Genomic DNA, 14,660 nt, shown 5'->3' with positions numbered 1-14,660 from the left:
ACCGTCGCCCAGGGCAGCAGCGCAAAGTCCTGGAACACGAAGGTGAGCGGATTGAGACTGTCAGCCGGCGGTGCCCCGCGCAGCTCGGGCGCGCCCGATGTCGGCTGCAACAGCCCGCCCAGGATCGACAGCAGCGTGCTCTTGCCGCAGCCGGACGGCCCGACAATCGCCACCACCTCGCCGGCACTGACCGTGAACGAGACGTCGTCGAGCACGGCGAGGTCGCCGAAGCGGTGAGTGATGTGGTTGGCGATCAGGTCCATTCTGTCTCGTCTATCCTCTGCCCCGTCGTTCCGGGATGATCCGAAGGATCAGACCACAGGTGCGCAATTGCGCACCGGGGAACCTCGAGATTCCGGGTTCTCGCTACGCGAGGCCCGGAATGACGAAAGGTTAGTCCGCCTTCACATAGTCCTTCGCGATGATCGCGTTCGCATCAAAGCCCTTGTCGGCAAAACCCTGCTCCTGGAGCCATTTGATCTGGTTGTCGACATTCTTGACGTCGAGCTTGCCGTCCGGATCGATATAGGCGCAGTTGCCGACCACCTGCTCGACCGGCAGGTTGGTGTATTTGGCGATGATCTCCAGCAGCGGTTTTGTCTGCTCGTTGATCGGGGCTGTGCCGTCCTTCATCGCGGCGAGGATGACGTCGTGATATTCGCGATCGGCTTTCGCGAGCGCGCCGAGCAGTTTCGTCACCAGCGCCGTGTTGGTCAGCGTCTTCGGCGAGGCGAACACCGCACCCAATTGCCAGGGCGTCTCGTCGCCGACCCAGCCCAGAAACTTCGCGCCGCCCTCGTCCACCAGCTTGCGTGCGGTGGAGATCGGCAGCAGCGCCGCATCGACGGTCTCGCCCTTCAGGGCAGCGGCCGCGTTCGACAGCGATTGCAGCGGGATGATTTTCACCTCCGACAGCTTGAAGCCGTATTTGTCGGCGAGCAGCCCCAGCGAATAGTGAAAGCTCGAGCCGACCTGCGTCACCGCCACGCGCTTGCCCGCGAGATCCTTCGGCGTCTTCAGTCCGGCCGCATAGGCATTGTTGCTCGCGAAATAGCCGATCAGGGGATAGCCGGCCTTCTCGCGGCTCATGCCGCCGATCACCTTCAGCACGCCCTTGCCGGCGAGATTGTAGAGACCGGCGGTGAAGGCGGTGACGCCGAAATCGATGTCGCCCGAGGTGGTGGCGACCGCGATCGGCTGCGCCGCGTCGAAGAATTTCAGCTCGACGTCGAGGCCGGCGTCGCGAAAATAGCCCTTGTCCTGGGCGATGAAGACCGGCGCGGACGACGACAGCCTGAGAACGCCGATCCTGGCCTTCAGCGCGTCCTCGGCCCGTGCCGTGCCCATCGCCATGATCGCCACCAGGCCAGCTACCGCGAGCCGCGCAATCCCGATCATCCCGTTTCCTCTCGTGGTTCTCTTGGTCGTTCTGTTACAACCGTCACAAACCTTCGGGCACCACCTGGTCCCGCCCGATGAAGGCGCCCTGTTGTTTCAACGTTTCCTGCAATTTTTCAATGGGGATGTCACGCGGGATCCGATTCCCCGACAGCGCCAGCGCTGCGGCGGAACCGGCGGCCTCGCCCATCGCGAAACAGGCACCGGAGACCCGCGCCGCCGACTGGCCTTCATGGGTCATCGAGGCGCAGCGGCCGGCGACCAGGAGATTGTCGACCCCTTCGGGCAGCAGCATCCGGTAGGGCAGCTCGTTATAGCCGCGCGATTCCGGGATTGGCGGAAAAGTGAAGATCACATCGCCGGGAACATGGGCCTCGATCGGCCAGCCATTGACCCCGATGGAGTCCTCGAACGAGGCGCAGCCTAGCACGTCGTCGCCGCTGAGCTGATAATCACCCCTGATGCGGCGGGTCTCCCGGATGCCGAGCTGCGGCGGCAGGTCGACGATGTAGGACTTTTCAAAGCCGGGCACTGTGCGCAGGAATTCGAATGCCGCCAGCGCCTGCTTGCGGCCCTCGATCTCGCCGCGGGTGAGATCGTCGGGCTCGACGCCGTTGATGGCATGGCCGTCTTCGCGCGCCACTTGCGTAAAGTTCACCCGCCACTCGATGCCGGATTTCTGCGGCCGCACGATGGCGCTCTTGCGCGGGAATGTGTGGGTGCCGGCGGCGAGCGCCCGCTCCATCAATTGCGGGATGGTTCGCCAGGCCTCGCCCGCCTTCTCGGGATCGATGCCGTTGAGACGGAGCATCATCGACGGATAGAGCGGATGGCCGTGTTCGTCGCCGATTTCGAACGGCGCGCCGGCCCAGACCGCGAGATCGCCGTCGCCGGAGCAGTCGATGAAGATCTCGGCGCGAACCGCCTGCCGGCCGGCCTTGGTCTCGACCATCAGCGCGTCGATGCGGCTGTTATCGCCCATCACCACGCCGGCGCCGAGCGCGTGGAAGAGGATGTGCACCTTGTGGCTGGCGAGGAGCTCGTCGGCCGCGATCTTGTAGGCCGCGGTGTCGTAGGCCTGTGCAAACACCTTGCCGAGGATCAGATGCGGCGCGTTGAGGCCGTTCAGGCGATCGATCCGCGCCAAGAGCTCGGACGCCATGCCCTGCACCAGCCGGTGGGCCTGGCCATAGACATTGCCGTGCAGGCCGCAAAAATTGGTGACGCCGGCGGCGGTGCCCATGCCGCCGAGAAAGCCGTAGCGCTCGATCAACAGCGTGCGCCGCCCGGCGCGCGCAGCCGAGGCCGCCGCCACGATGCCGGCCGGGCCGCCGCCGAGGACGACGACCTCGTATTCGCCGTAGAGCGGCACCTGGCGCGCTGGTTCTTCGATCGTCGTGGCCCGCATGGCGCGTCCTATCCCTGAAAATCTCTTTGCTTGAGCCCGACTATGAATTAACGCGGACTGAGCTACAATCCTCCAAAATAGGCGATCAGCTTTCTCGAATCGCGAAAGGTCGAGATGGACATCCTGGTGAACCTTCAGGCGTTCCTGGCGACCGCGGATGCGGCCGGCTTCTCCGCGGCTGCGCGGAAACTCGGCGTCTCGACCTCGGTGGTGGCCAAACGCGTCACGCAGCTGGAGGYGCGGATCGGCGCGCCGCTGTTTCACCGCTCGACCCGGCAATTGCGCCTGACCGAGGCCGGCCAGCGCTACGTGCATCGCACCCGCGGCGTCGTCACCGACGCCACCGATTTGCTGTCGCGCATGGGCGAGAAGGGCCACGATCTCGTCGATCATCTGCGCATCAAGGCGCCAACCTCGCTGACGGTGGCGCGGCTTGCGGATACCTTCAGCGCCTTCCAGACCCAGAACCCGCGGCTGAAGCTCGATATCGTGCTGGTCGACCGTCCGGTCGATCCCGTCACCGAGGGCTTTGACATCGCCATCGGTGCCTTTCCGCATTCCTTCGGCGGCGTGATCGACGAGCCGCTGTGCGCGCTGAAGCGGCTGCTCTGCGCCTCGCCGGCCTATTTGAAGAAGCACGGCACGCCAAAACATCCGCGCGACCTCGTCGAGCATCGCTGCCTCAGCTTCCTGCCGACCGGACCGGAATGGATCTTTGACGGGCCGCGCGGCCGCATCAGCATCCAGGTCAGCCCGTTGCTGTCGTCCAACGAAGGGCACGTGCTGGCGCGCAGCGCCATCGCCGGCAACGGCATCGCACTGATCTCGCATTACCTCGTCGCGGATGCCTTGCGCGACGGCACGCTCAAGCCGGTGTTGCGCGATTTTCCGATTCCGGAATTGTGGGTCAAGGCCGCGATCCCCGAGCGGCGGCGCAATGCGGCCGCGGTGCAGGCGCTGCTCACTTTGCTGAAAACGTCACTCGCGCCGTCGTTGTGAGGAGCCGTAGCCCGCATGGAGCGAAGCGGAATGCGGGGATGCCGAACCCGGATTACGCTTCGCTCCATCCGGGCTACGCGCCTGCTACAAGATGGTTGCCCTCGATCGGCGGACCTGAGAGAAGTTGCACCAGGCGCGCGGCGGCCGTAGCCCGCATGAGCGAAGCGATATGCGGGTAACAGTGGTCCCGGATATCGCTTCGCTCATCCGGGCTACGCGCCCCACGTCATGTCAACGAATGGATACGACGCTTTTGAAACTCACCCTGCCTGCCCTGATCGTTCTCGCGTTCTCAACCGCCCCTGCCGCGGCCGTGGAGCAGAACTGCCGCTTCATCCAGGCCAAGCCCGATCGCGAGGCCTGCTACAAGCGGCAGGAGGACGAGCTCGCGGCCAAGCGCAAGCCCGCCGCGCCAGCGAATGACGGCAAGACGCTGCAATCGCAGCAGCAGATGCGGCAGGACGACGAGGCCGTCTATCGCAGCATCAACAACATCTGCCGCGGCTGCTGAGCGGGGAGCGCTCAGCCTTTCCCGCCGCCCCACTTCGCCGCCCGCTTCTCCGCAAACGACGCCAGCCCCTCCGCCGCCTCGGCGCTCTGCCGCTTGAGCGAATGCAGGTGCACCAGCCGGGCGTAAGCGGCATCGTCCACCGCCATGCCGCCGAACGAGCTCTCCAGCGCCAGCCGCTTKGTCTCGGCCATCGCCTCCGGTCCGTTGGCGAGCAGCTGCTCGACCACCTTGGCACCGGCAGCTTCCAGCTCGGCGAGCGGCACGACTTCGTGCACGAGGCCGATGCGGCGGGCGTCCTCGGCGCCGAAACGTTCGCCGGTGAGCGCGTAGCGGCGGACCTGCCGCACACTAATGGCGTCGCAGAGCTGCGGGATGATGATCGCGGCGGTCAGGCCCCAGCGCACCTCCGTGATGGAGAAGAGGGCGTTATCCGCGGCGATGACGACGTCGCAGGCCGCGATGACACCGGTGCCGCCGCCAAAGCAGCCGCCCTGCACCAAAGCCACGGTCGGGATCGGCAAGGTGTTGAGCCGCTGCACGGCCTCGAACGTCGCCCGGGACGCCGCCTCGTTGGCCTCAGCCGATTGCGGTCGCACGCCGTTGATCCATTTGAGGTCGGCGCCGGCCTGGAAATGCTTGCCATCGCCCCGGAGCACGACGACGCGCAGGTTGGGCTTCTTGCCGAGATCGTCCATCGCCGTGAGCACGCCGGCAATTAGCGCGCCGTCATAGGCGTTGTTGACCTCCGGCCGGTTCAACGTGACGGTCGCAACCCCACGCTCATCAAGGGTCCACAGGACGGGGCTGGCATTCATCGGCGATCCTCCGGCTATGTTGCTTGCCGTGCACTATGGCCGAGGCAACGCATGCCGATCCATATCTTTCCAGCGTGGGGCGGTCGCGCCCATCGCATGGCGGCTTGTGTCATGCTGGCGCCCGATGGCACCAAGGGATCAGGGACTGGATTTACATGCGCATCTGCATTTTCGGCGCGGGCGCCGTCGGCAGCCATATCGCGGTCAGGCTGGCTCGCGCCGGTCATGAGGTCTCGTGCGTGATGCGGGGGGCGCATCTGGAGGCCGTCCGCGCCAATGGCCTGAAGTTGCGCGTCGGCGATTCCGAGGTCACCGCCAAGGTCAACGCCACCGGCGATCCGGCCCAGCTCGGCCCGCAGGACGTCGTCATCAGCACGCTGAAGGCCACCGCGCTTCAGGGACTGGTCGCCAGCCTCAAGCCATTGCTCGGCGAGGACACCGCGATCGTGTTCGCCCAGAACGGCATTCCCTGGTGGTACGGCATCGGCCTGCCGCCGCGGCATCCGGCCCCGCCCGACATCTCCTTCCTCGATCCGGGCGGGCGCTTGCGCGCCTGTATCGCGAAGGAGCGGATCGTCGGCGGCGTCATCTTCTCCTCCAACGAGGTGATCGCACCCGGGGTGGTGCAGAACCTGACGCCGGACCGCAACCGCCTGCTGGTCGGCGAATGCGATGACCGCAATTGCGAGCGCATCACCAAGCTCCGGACGGTCCTGAACGACGCGCGGCTGGAATCGCCGCCGGTGGCCGAGATCCGCGAGGCGATCTGGTCAAAGCTGCTGACCAACATGTCGCTGTCGGTGCTGTGCCTGCTCACCGGCCAGACCGCGCGCGGCGTGCGCGACGACCCTGCCTTCGCCGAGGTGATTCCGCGCATGCTGAACGAAGCCAACGAGATCGCCCAGCACTTCATCCCGGAGGTGAAACGCGTCACGCGCAGCGGCCCCGCGCCCAACCACAAGCCATCGCTGCTCCAGGATTACGAGCTCGGCCGCGCCATGGAGATCGACGTGCTGGTGAAGGCGCCGGCCGCCTTCGCACGCAGTGCCGGCCTGTCGACGCCGACGCTCGACCTGATCGCCGCGCTGGCGATCCAGAAGGCGCGCGACAAGGGGCTTTACGCAGCCTGAGCTTCCGCGGCGTGAGCTTCAGGCGAGTTGGTCGATCCAGGCCGTCAGCGTGTCGAGCACCTCCGCAAGCGCCTCTTCATTGGTCCGGCCGGACTTTTTCAGCACCGCGAAGGAATGATCGCCGCCTTCGACCTCGTGCAGCGTCGCCTTGGGGCCGAGCGCATCGATCACGGGCTTGAGGAGGCCGAGATCGGCAAGGCCGTCGCGCGTACCCTGCAGGAACAGCATCGGGATCCCGACATGGGTGAGGTGCTCGGCGCGCTCCGTCGACGGCTTTTTGTCGGCGTGCAGGGGAAAGCCGAGGAAGGCGAGCCCTGTTACGCCCGGCAGCGCGGCCTTTGACTGCGCCTGCGAGGTCATGCGCCCGCCAAATGATTTTCCGCCGGCGACGAGCTTCAAGCCGGGGCAGAGCCGCGCTGCTTGCTCGACTGCCGCGCGGATAGTGGCGTGGGCCACCGCCGGCTGGTCAGGACGGCCCTGCTTGTTTTCCATGTAGGGAAAATTGAAGCGGAACGTCGCGATGCCACGATCCGCGAGGCCCTGCGCAATCTTGTCCATCGATGCATGCCGCATCCCCGCGCCGGCGCCATGCGCGAGGACGTAGCAGGCGCGCGCCTTGTCCGGCCGCACCAGGATCGCGGAGACCGTGCCGATACGCTCGATGTCGAACTTGAGCTCTTGAGTTTTGACAGCCACAATCAACCATCCTGACAGACGCGTTTCCGGCGCCTTGGTAGCGTCACCGGCGCAGCCTGAAAACACAATAATTGCCGCGGCCGACTGGCCTACCAAGCCGGCAACCGCATCGACCGAGGTGACCATGTCCTACCGCTCCGCCTGGATGACCGAAGAGCTCGACGTCTTCCGCGACCAGTTCCGGAAGTATCTGGCCAAGTACCTGGCTCCGCACGCCGAAAAGTGGCGCGAGCAGAAGATGGTCGACCGCTTTGCCTGGCGCGGGCTCGGCGAGATGGGCGCGCTTTTGGCGAGCGTGCCCGAAGCCTATGGCGGCCTCGGCGCGACCTTCGCCTATGACGCCGCGGTGCTGGAGGACCTCGAGAGCACGGTGCCGGAAATGACGACCGGGGTCTCCGTGCACAGCGCCATCGTCGCCCACTACATCCTCAACTACGGCTCGGAGGAGCAGAAGACGCGCTGGCTGCCGAAAATGGCATCGGGCGAGATGGTCGGTGCCATCRCCATGACCGAGCCCGGCACCGGCTCGGATTTGCAGGCCGTGAAGACCACGGCCAGGAAACAGGGCAATTCCTACGTCATCAACGGCCAGAAGACGTTCATCACCAACGGCCAGGCCGCCGATCTCGTCATCGTCGTCGCGCGCACCGGCGAGCCGGGTGCCAAGGGCATCTCGCTGCTCGGGGTCGAGACCGCAGGCGCCGACGGCTACAAGCGTGGGCGCAACCTCGACAAGATCGGCCTGCACGCCTCCGACACCTCCGAGCTGTTCTTCGACAACGTCACCGTGCCGCCGGAAAACCTGCTCGGCGGCGAGGAAGGCCAGGGCTTCGCGCAGCTGATGCAGCAATTGCCGCAGGAGCGGCTGGCGCTTGCGGTCGGCGCCGTCGCCTCGATGGAGCGCGCGATCAAGCTCACCACCGAGTACACCAAGGAACGCAAGGCCTTCGGCAAGCCGCTGATGGACTTCCAGAACACCGCCTTCACGCTCGCCGAGCGCAAGACCGAGGCGATGATCGCGCGCGTTTTCGTCGACTGGTGTATCGAGCGCCTGATCGCCAAGGATCTCGACACCGTCACCGCCTCGATGGCGAAATACTGGTGCTCGGAGAAACAGGTCGAGACCGCCGACGAATGCCTCCAGCTGTTCGGCGGCTACGGCTACATGCAGGAATATCCGATCTCGCGCATCTTCATCGATTCCCGCATCCAGAAGATCTATGGCGGCACCAACGAGATCATGAAGCTGTTGATCGCACGGTCGCTGTAGGGCTGGTTCGCCTCAGGCGAAAGGCGTTTGAGGCAATATGGCAACCACAAAAAGCACCGTCGTCCCGGCGAAGGCCGGGACCCATAACCACAGGGAGAAGTTTGGCGAAGACTAGTGGCTCGGTACTCCCACCTTTCACGGTTGATAGATCACGCGGTATGGGTCCCGGCCTTCGCCGGGACGACGAGCGGGGCGACATCGTTGCCACAAACCGCCCTCACGTAACTTCCCTCAGCCCGCACGCCAATCCCGCGGCCGGCATCCAAAACGCTGCTTGAAGCGCCGGGTGAAGTGGGAGAGGTCGGAAAAGCCCCAGTCGAACGCGATGGCGCCGATTTCGCGACCGGGCAATGCCGGATCCCTGAGGTCGGCCGCGGCGCCATCGAGGCGCCGCTGCATCACGTAATCGGAAAACGTCGTGCCGGTGCGTTCGAACAGCTTGTGCACGTAGCGCTCGCTGATGCCGACGGCGCCGGCGACGGTGGCAACCGTCAGCCCCTGCTCGCGCAGCCGCTCGTGAATGGCACGGCGCAACGCCAGCACGGTGGCGTCGGCGAAATTGATGGCCTCCGCCGTTTGCGCCCGTGAGCGGCGCGACAGGCTGAGCGCAACGAGATCGAGCAGCACGTCGAACAGCCGGACGCCGTCCTCCTCCGCCATCCGCAGCGCGCCGGCATTGAGGGACCGCGCGGTTTCGACGATGAGATGACCGACATGGGGATCATCGGACACGCGCTCGGCCCTGAAATCGAACGACGGCGGCAGCCGGTCGCGTAAGGCGCGCGACGGCACCCAGAAAGAGGCGACCTGCAGCGTCGGGCCGCGATCGTGCAGCAGCGTCACCTCGCGATCGCTGTCGACAATGCCGACCTGGCCGCGTGACAGGCTGACCTCGCGGCCGCCCTGGAGCATGCGGCAGCGCCCGGCGAGCTTGAAGTTGAGATAGAAGCAGCTCTCGCTTGATGTCGCGATATCGGCGCGCGAACGATTGACGGTGTGCTCGGGAAACACCACCCGGTTGACCGCGCCCGCGCCCAGCCGGATCGTCTCCACCTTGGCCGGAAAGCGCGACGTCGTGGCCGATTCCGGCGTCAGGTTCATGAATGCCTGGCAGATCGCCTCGCGATAGTAGGAGAACTGCTCCTCCGGCCGCGTTCCTCCGGTGTCCCAGACCAGATGCGGGGGCCGGCTTTCAGAATTGAGCTGCTCCATCAGTTCGCTCCGAGACCAATCCGGTTCAGCATCAGACAAGCGGAAAATGGTCCGCCGGTTCACACTTCGCACAACAAGAATTGTCCGCCGCGCCTCGCGAGCGCCGCAAAAGACCCCATTCGTACCGATCTAACCACATCCTGCGAAGGAGCCACAACATGTCGACCTACGTTCTCGTTCACGGCGCCTGGCACACCGGTGCCGAGTTCGAGCCTGTCGCGGCGACGATCCGCGCCCATGGCCATCAGGCCTACACCCCGACGATCAAAGGCAATCGCCCGGGGGATGCCAAGACGACGGGGCTTAAGGAGGCGGTCCAGTCCATCGTCGACTACCTCGCCGAGAACGATCTGAAGGACGTCGTCCTGCTCGGCCATTCCTATGGCGGCATGGTCATCACCGGGGTGGCGGACCTTGCGCCGGAGCGCATCCGGCGGCTGGTCTACTGGAACGCGTTCGTGCCCAACAATGGCGAGTCGCTCAACGACATGGTGCCGCCGCAATATGTCGGCCTGTTCGACATGATCGCGGCCGAGCGTGGCGATGGCTCGGTGGTGCTGCCGTTCCCGATCTGGCGCGATGCGTTCATCAACGATGCCGATCTCGCGCTGGCGCAGCGCGCCTATGAGATCCTCAATCCGCATCCGCTGAAGACCTTCAGCGACAAGATCGCGCTGAAGACCAATCCGGCCGAAATGCCGCTGGCAAAATCCTACATCAACTGCACCGAGGACACCGCGCTGCCGCACGGCTATCCCTGGCATCCGCGGCTGTCGGAGAAGCTCGGCCTGTTCCGCCTGGTGCAGGTGCCGGGAAGCCACGAATTGTGCTTCTCCGATCCGGCGCGGCTGGCCAAGGCGATCATGGAGGCGGGGCGCGACTGACCGGCGCGCTATCTCATCCGCTTGTCGGCCGCGACGAAGTCGATGAAGGTCCTCACCTTCGCGGAGAGATATTTGCGGCTGGGATAGACCGCGAACAGGCGCCCTTCGAAGATGATCTCATTGGGCAGAACGTGCTCGAGACGTCCGGCGGCGATGTCCTCAGTGACCAGCCATTTCGGCAGGAAGGCGAGGCCCATGCCTTCCAGCGCAGCCATGTGCAGCAGCGTTTCATTGCCGCTGCGCAGGACCGGGTTGAACTTGAYGGTTTCGACGCCGCGGTCTCCCGTGAAGGAGAAGCTTTCGCCCGGATAAAGCGCATAGTGCAGGACCGCCTGGCCGGCGAGGTCGGCCGGCCCGGCCGGGCGGCCGGCACGATCGAGAAAGGCGGCTGACGCGACCAGGTGGAACGCGACCCTGGTGATCGGACGCGCGATCAGGGCCTCGTCGGGCGTGCCGGTGGCGCGCAGCGCCAGGTCGAATCCCTCCTCGACCAGATTGACCAGCCGCCCGCTGAGATCGACATCCAGGCACACTTCCGGATAGCGGGCCCGATAGTCGGACAGCACGCCCGCGAACATCGCGTTCGCCATCCAGACCGGCGCGGTCAGCCGCAACGTGCCGCGTGGAACGACGGTCGCCTTGCTGACGGCGGCTTCGACCTCGTCGAGCGAATCCAGCATCTGCCGCGCTTGCTCGAAATAGAGCGCGCCGCTCTCGCTGAGGCTGACGCGCCGGCTAGTGCGGTTGAGCAGCCGCGTGCCCAGCCGCTTTTCGAGCTGCATCACATGCTTGCTCGCCATGGCGGGCGAGAGGCGCAGGCGCTCCGCCGCAGCCGCAAAGCTCTTCAGCTCCGCGACCAGGCAAAACACCCTCATACTGACCAGGGAATCCATGAGATCATCAACACCAGGGAAAGGAATCCATCCCAAAGCACATAATGATCAAAGATGGTGAAACTATCAAATGGTGGCAACCCTCAGCTGTCTGGAGACCCACCATGTCGACGACCACCCTCGAAACCGCCCAGCCCGGCCGGGCCCTTCGCATCGGCCTCTGGATCGCGCAGGTCCTGATCTTCGCCGCGTTCGCCTCGGCCGGGCTGGTCAAGCTGCTCACGCCGATCCCCCAGTTGGCCGCGATGATGCCCTGGGCCGGCCAGTATTCCGAAACGTTCGTTCGCTTCATCGGGCTGGTCGATCTCGCCGGCGGGATTGGCATCCTGTTGCCGGCCCTGACGCGAATTCTGCCGCGGCTGACGGTGCTGGCCGCGCTCGGTTGTTCGGTGCTGCAGGTCTTTGCACTTGTCTTCCACATCTCGCGCGGCGAGGCTGCGGTCACACCGCTCAACATCGTCCTGCTCGCGCTCGCGCTGTTCGTGCTGTGGGGACGCGGCCGCAAGGCGCCGATTGTTTCGCGGCAATTCTGAGCGGCGGGTTGGCACGGCCATGGTCTCTGCCAACGGATGGTCGCGGAGGGGCCTGCTCGCGGGAGCGTCGATCCTCACGACGGGCGGCGCCGCCGCAGCCAAGGACGATCGCCTCGTCGACGGCGTCGTCATCCTGATCGACAGCAACGAGCCCTATGTCATGGGACACGCCGTCAGCTACTCAGCCAATCTCGCCAAACATTTCGCCGACAAGGGCGCGAGGCTGCTGATCGAAGTCRTCGCCAACGGCAAGGGCATCGACTTGTTCCGCGCGGACAAGTCGACGCTCACCGAGCCGCTCGCGACGCTGCGGCAGTCGCTGCCCAATCTCGCCTACAGCATGTGCGCGTCGTCCAAAGCGATCGCGGAAGCCAGGGAGCAGATCGCGATTCCGCTGATCGCAGGCGCGAGCCTGGTCCCGTTCGGCATCGGACGCGTCGTCGAGCTCCAACTCAAGGGCTGGGCCTACATCCATGCGTGAGAAATCTCGCGCATTGTCCAGGCGATCGCTCATGATGGCCGCACCGGCGCTCCTTGTTGCTCCGCACGCAAGCCGCGCGCAGGTCGGCGCTCCCGCCTGGCCACCGGTGTTCGAGACCGGCCGCAGCCAATTCACGCTGGTGCGGCCCCGCGCCGCGATGCCGCAACTGCGGCTTCAGGACCTGCGTGGAAAGGACGTTGTCGTGACGACAAAGCCGGGACGCATCACGCTCGTCAATTTCTGGGCGACGTGGTGCGCGGCCTGCCGGCTCGATCTGCCCGTGCTTGCAAGCCTCGCCGCATCGCAACGCGACGGACTGGATGTTGTCGCTGTTTGCACCGACACGAAGGATTTGCGAAAGATCCGCGCGTTCCTCGGCGGCCTCGCGGTGCAGAACCTCGCCTGCTATGTCGACGCGTATGGAGCGGCGGCGGAGTCGTCCGCCTCGGTCTTCACGATCGTTGGAATGCCCATTACCTATCTGGTCGGAGTGAGCAATCGCGTCGAGGGCTACATCGCCGGCGCCGCTGAGTGGCTCTCGCCCGCGGGCRCGCGGTTGCTGCAATTCTATCGCGAGCAGGGCTAGGATGAGGCGGCCTGCCGTCGCGCCGACGGTTCCAACGGCCTTGCTCAATCGCAAGCGAATTCAGATTTACGAGACAACCCGTCATTGCAAGGTGCGGCAGCAGACCATACGCTGCCCGCCATCGGCAGCCGCCATCTGGTCTCGCTTGCATCGGGAGAATTGCGAATGGTTCACGTCTCGCGACGGAAACTGCTTCAGCTTGCGGCTGTTGCGCCATCGGCACTTCCCGCGGCCTGGACGTCGGTTGCATCAGCCGCGGCCGGAAAGAAGATCCTGACTGCGGTGATGCAATCGGACCTTCGCGTCACCGATCCCGGCTTCACGACGGCCATCATCACCCGCGACCATGGCTACATGGTCTACGATACGCTGCTCGGCATCGATTCCAGCTTCAAGGTGCGGCCGCAGATGGCCGACTGGACCGTGTCCGCGGACAAGCTGACCTACACCTTTATCTTGCGCGACGGCCTGAAGTGGCATGACGGCGCGCCGGTGACGGCGGAGGATTGCGTCGCCTCGCTGAAGCGCTGGGGCACGAGCGTCGACGGCATGGCGCGCAAGCTGATGGACTTCACGGCGGGCATCGAAGCCGCAAATGCCAAATCGATCGTCCTCAAGCTGAAGGAGCCCTATGGCCTGGTGCTGGAGACGATCGCCAAGCCATCGTCGATCGTGGCCTTCATGATGCCCAAGCGGCTTGCAGAGACCCCGATCACCAAGCAGATTCCGGAGCAGATTGGCTCCGGCCCGTTCAAATTCGTGGCTGGCGAGTTTCAGCCCGGCGTGAAAGCCATTTACGAAAAGAACACCGACTATGTGCCGCGCAAGGAGCCGGCCGAATGGACCTCCGGCGGCAAGGTGGTGAAGGTCGACCGCGTCGAATGGATCACGATGCCTGACGCGCAGACCGCGCTCAACGCGCTGCAATCCGGTGATGTCGATTTCGTCGAAACGCCGCCGTTCGACATGCTGCCCACGCTGGAGTCCAACCCAGACATCAACCTGACAATCCTGAACAAGTTCGGCTTCCAATCGTTCGGGCGCATGAACTTCCTGCATCCACCGTTCGATAATGTGAAGATCCGCCGCGCCGCGCTGCTCGCAATCAACCAGAAGGACGTGCTCGACGCACAGATCGGCAATCCCAAATACTACAAATTCTGCGGCGCCTTCTTCATCTGCGATACGCCGCTGGCCAGCGACGCCGGCGGCGAGACCCTGATCAARGGCAACAGCATGGCGGACGCCAAGAAGGCATTGGTTGAGGCCGGTTATGACGGCACGCCCGTGGTGATCCTGGCGGCGACCGATCAGATCCTGCTGAAAGCGCAGCCGGTCGTGGTCGCACAACTCTTGCGCGAGGCCGGCTTCAAGGTCGACCTTCAGGCGATGGACTGGCAGACCGTGGTCACCCGCCGCGCCAACCAGAAGTCCCCGAAGGAAGGCGGCTGGAACATGTTCTTCACCTACCAGGGCGCCACCGATTCGATGAACCCACTGGTCAATGTCCCCATGGGCGGCAAGGGCAAGGAGGGCGGCTGGTTCGGCTGGCCCGAAGACCCCAAGCTCGAAGAGCTGCGCGACGCCTTTGCCCGCGCCACCTCACCGGAAGAGCAGAAGAAGATCGCCTTCGACGTGCAGAAGGAGGCCTACGATCAGGTGATCTACGTCCCGCTCGGCCAATTCCTGGCGCCGAGCGCATGGCGTAAATCGCTCACCGGCGTGATCGACGGCCCGGCGACGCCGATGTTCTGGAATGTGGACAAGAACGACTGAGCTGCTCTCCCAATTCTTACGGGGAGAGCGCAGCCCTATTTCGGATGCCACCAGCGGCCGCCGATGAC

16 protein-coding genes are annotated in these 14,660 nt (G+C 65.0%); 9 read left to right on the top strand and 7 right to left on the bottom strand.

What is annotated here, in order from left to right; all coding sequences use genetic code 11:
* From ACXJL8_RS14770 to ACXJL8_RS14760, 3 genes are all read right to left on the bottom strand, one after another.
* A partial coding sequence (locus ACXJL8_RS14770) for an ATP-binding cassette domain-containing protein (protein WP_456685162.1) occupies window positions 1-263 on the bottom strand: 263 nt, incomplete at its 3' end.
* Window positions 264-393: 130 nt separating this feature from the next.
* Window positions 394-1,398, bottom strand: coding sequence for an ABC transporter substrate-binding protein (locus ACXJL8_RS14765; RefSeq protein WP_456619333.1), 1,005 nt, complete (start codon window positions 1,396-1,398; stop codon window positions 394-396).
* Window positions 1,399-1,441: 43 nt separating this feature from the next.
* Window positions 1,442-2,806, bottom strand: coding sequence for an FAD-dependent oxidoreductase (locus ACXJL8_RS14760; RefSeq protein ID WP_456619332.1), 1,365 nt, complete (start codon window positions 2,804-2,806; stop codon window positions 1,442-1,444).
* 114 nt (window positions 2,807-2,920) lie between these two features.
* Here ACXJL8_RS14760 and ACXJL8_RS14755 point away from each other — a divergent pair, with 114 nt between their 5' ends.
* Window positions 2,921-3,805: a LysR family transcriptional regulator gene (locus tag ACXJL8_RS14755; RefSeq protein WP_456685161.1), complete on the top strand. Its 885-nt coding sequence runs from the start codon at window positions 2,921-2,923 to the stop codon at window positions 3,803-3,805.
* A 253-nt stretch (window positions 3,806-4,058) separates the two neighbouring features.
* Window positions 4,059-4,316, top strand: coding sequence for a hypothetical protein (locus ACXJL8_RS14750; protein WP_456619330.1), 258 nt, complete (start codon window positions 4,059-4,061; stop codon window positions 4,314-4,316).
* A gap of 11 nt (window positions 4,317-4,327) precedes the next feature.
* On the opposite strand, the gene ACXJL8_RS14745 is transcribed toward ACXJL8_RS14750, so the two are convergent.
* Window positions 4,328-5,131 (bottom strand): enoyl-CoA hydratase-related protein, encoded by an 804-nt coding sequence (locus tag ACXJL8_RS14745; RefSeq protein WP_456619329.1) that lies wholly within the window; start codon window positions 5,129-5,131, stop codon window positions 4,328-4,330.
* A 155-nt stretch (window positions 5,132-5,286) separates the two neighbouring features.
* Here ACXJL8_RS14745 and ACXJL8_RS14740 point away from each other — a divergent pair, with 155 nt between their 5' ends.
* Window positions 5,287-6,261: a ketopantoate reductase family protein gene (locus ACXJL8_RS14740; protein ID WP_456619328.1), complete on the top strand. Its 975-nt coding sequence runs from the start codon at window positions 5,287-5,289 to the stop codon at window positions 6,259-6,261.
* Window positions 6,262-6,279: 18 nt separating this feature from the next.
* Here the strand turns inward: ACXJL8_RS14740 and ACXJL8_RS14735 are convergent, their stop codons facing one another.
* Complete coding sequence (locus ACXJL8_RS14735) at window positions 6,280-6,957, bottom strand: alpha/beta hydrolase family protein (protein WP_456619327.1); 678 nt, start codon at window positions 6,955-6,957, stop codon at window positions 6,280-6,282.
* 124 nt (window positions 6,958-7,081) lie between these two features.
* On the opposite strand from ACXJL8_RS14735, the gene ACXJL8_RS14730 reads away from it, so the two are divergent.
* Window positions 7,082-8,227, top strand: coding sequence for an acyl-CoA dehydrogenase family protein (locus tag ACXJL8_RS14730; protein ID WP_456685160.1), 1,146 nt, complete (start codon window positions 7,082-7,084; stop codon window positions 8,225-8,227).
* A gap of 231 nt (window positions 8,228-8,458) precedes the next feature.
* Here ACXJL8_RS14730 and ACXJL8_RS14725 read toward each other — a convergent pair whose 3' ends face one another.
* A complete protein-coding gene (locus ACXJL8_RS14725; RefSeq protein ID WP_456619325.1) occupies window positions 8,459-9,439 on the bottom strand; it encodes a helix-turn-helix domain-containing protein in 981 nt (326 codons plus the stop codon).
* Window positions 9,440-9,597: 158 nt separating this feature from the next.
* Between ACXJL8_RS14725 and ACXJL8_RS14720 the strand changes: the two genes are divergently transcribed.
* Complete coding sequence (locus ACXJL8_RS14720; protein WP_456619324.1) at window positions 9,598-10,323, top strand: alpha/beta fold hydrolase; 726 nt, start codon at window positions 9,598-9,600, stop codon at window positions 10,321-10,323.
* A gap of 8 nt (window positions 10,324-10,331) precedes the next feature.
* On the opposite strand, the gene ACXJL8_RS14715 is transcribed toward ACXJL8_RS14720, so the two are convergent.
* Complete coding sequence (locus ACXJL8_RS14715) at window positions 10,332-11,216, bottom strand: LysR family transcriptional regulator (protein ID WP_456685159.1); 885 nt, start codon at window positions 11,214-11,216, stop codon at window positions 10,332-10,334.
* 104 nt (window positions 11,217-11,320) lie between these two features.
* On the opposite strand from ACXJL8_RS14715, the gene ACXJL8_RS14710 reads away from it, so the two are divergent.
* The 4 genes from ACXJL8_RS14710 (at window position 11,321) to ACXJL8_RS14695 (ending at window position 14,592) form a co-directional block, all read left to right on the top strand.
* Window positions 11,321-11,749 carry a DoxX family protein gene (locus ACXJL8_RS14710; RefSeq protein ID WP_456619322.1) on the top strand — a complete coding sequence of 143 codons (429 nt, stop codon included), beginning with the start codon at window positions 11,321-11,323 and terminating at the stop codon, window positions 11,747-11,749.
* A 19-nt stretch (window positions 11,750-11,768) separates the two neighbouring features.
* Complete coding sequence (locus ACXJL8_RS14705; protein WP_456685158.1) at window positions 11,769-12,230, top strand: DsrE family protein; 462 nt, start codon at window positions 11,769-11,771, stop codon at window positions 12,228-12,230.
* Window positions 12,231-12,261: 31 nt separating this feature from the next.
* Window positions 12,262-12,816: a TlpA family protein disulfide reductase gene (locus ACXJL8_RS14700; protein WP_456685157.1), complete on the top strand. Its 555-nt coding sequence runs from the start codon at window positions 12,262-12,264 to the stop codon at window positions 12,814-12,816.
* A 165-nt stretch (window positions 12,817-12,981) separates the two neighbouring features.
* Window positions 12,982-14,592 (top strand): ABC transporter substrate-binding protein, encoded by a 1,611-nt coding sequence (locus tag ACXJL8_RS14695; RefSeq protein ID WP_456619319.1) that lies wholly within the window; start codon window positions 12,982-12,984, stop codon window positions 14,590-14,592.
* Window positions 14,593-14,660 lie beyond the last annotated feature (68 nt).

Source organism: Bradyrhizobium sp. P5_C11_2 (assembly GCF_054049755.1).
This window is presented reverse-complemented; position numbering and strand designations above follow the sequence as displayed.

Excerpts from the sequence above, each read along its gene's own strand:
- ACXJL8_RS14765 (WP_456619333.1), bottom strand. The coding sequence starts at position 1,398 with ATGATCGGGATTGCGCGGCTCGCGGTAGCTGGCCTGGTGGCGATCATG.
- ACXJL8_RS14760 (WP_456619332.1), bottom strand. The coding sequence starts at position 2,806 with ATGCGGGCCACGACGATCGAAGAACCAGCGCGCCAGGTGCCGCTCTAC.
- ACXJL8_RS14740 (WP_456619328.1), top strand. The coding sequence starts at position 5,287 with ATGCGCATCTGCATTTTCGGCGCGGGCGCCGTCGGCAGCCATATCGCG.
- ACXJL8_RS14725 (WP_456619325.1), bottom strand. The coding sequence starts at position 9,439 with ATGGAGCAGCTCAATTCTGAAAGCCGGCCCCCGCATCTGGTCTGGGAC.
- ACXJL8_RS14720 (WP_456619324.1), top strand. The coding sequence starts at position 9,598 with ATGTCGACCTACGTTCTCGTTCACGGCGCCTGGCACACCGGTGCCGAG.
- ACXJL8_RS14710 (WP_456619322.1), top strand. The coding sequence starts at position 11,321 with ATGTCGACGACCACCCTCGAAACCGCCCAGCCCGGCCGGGCCCTTCGC.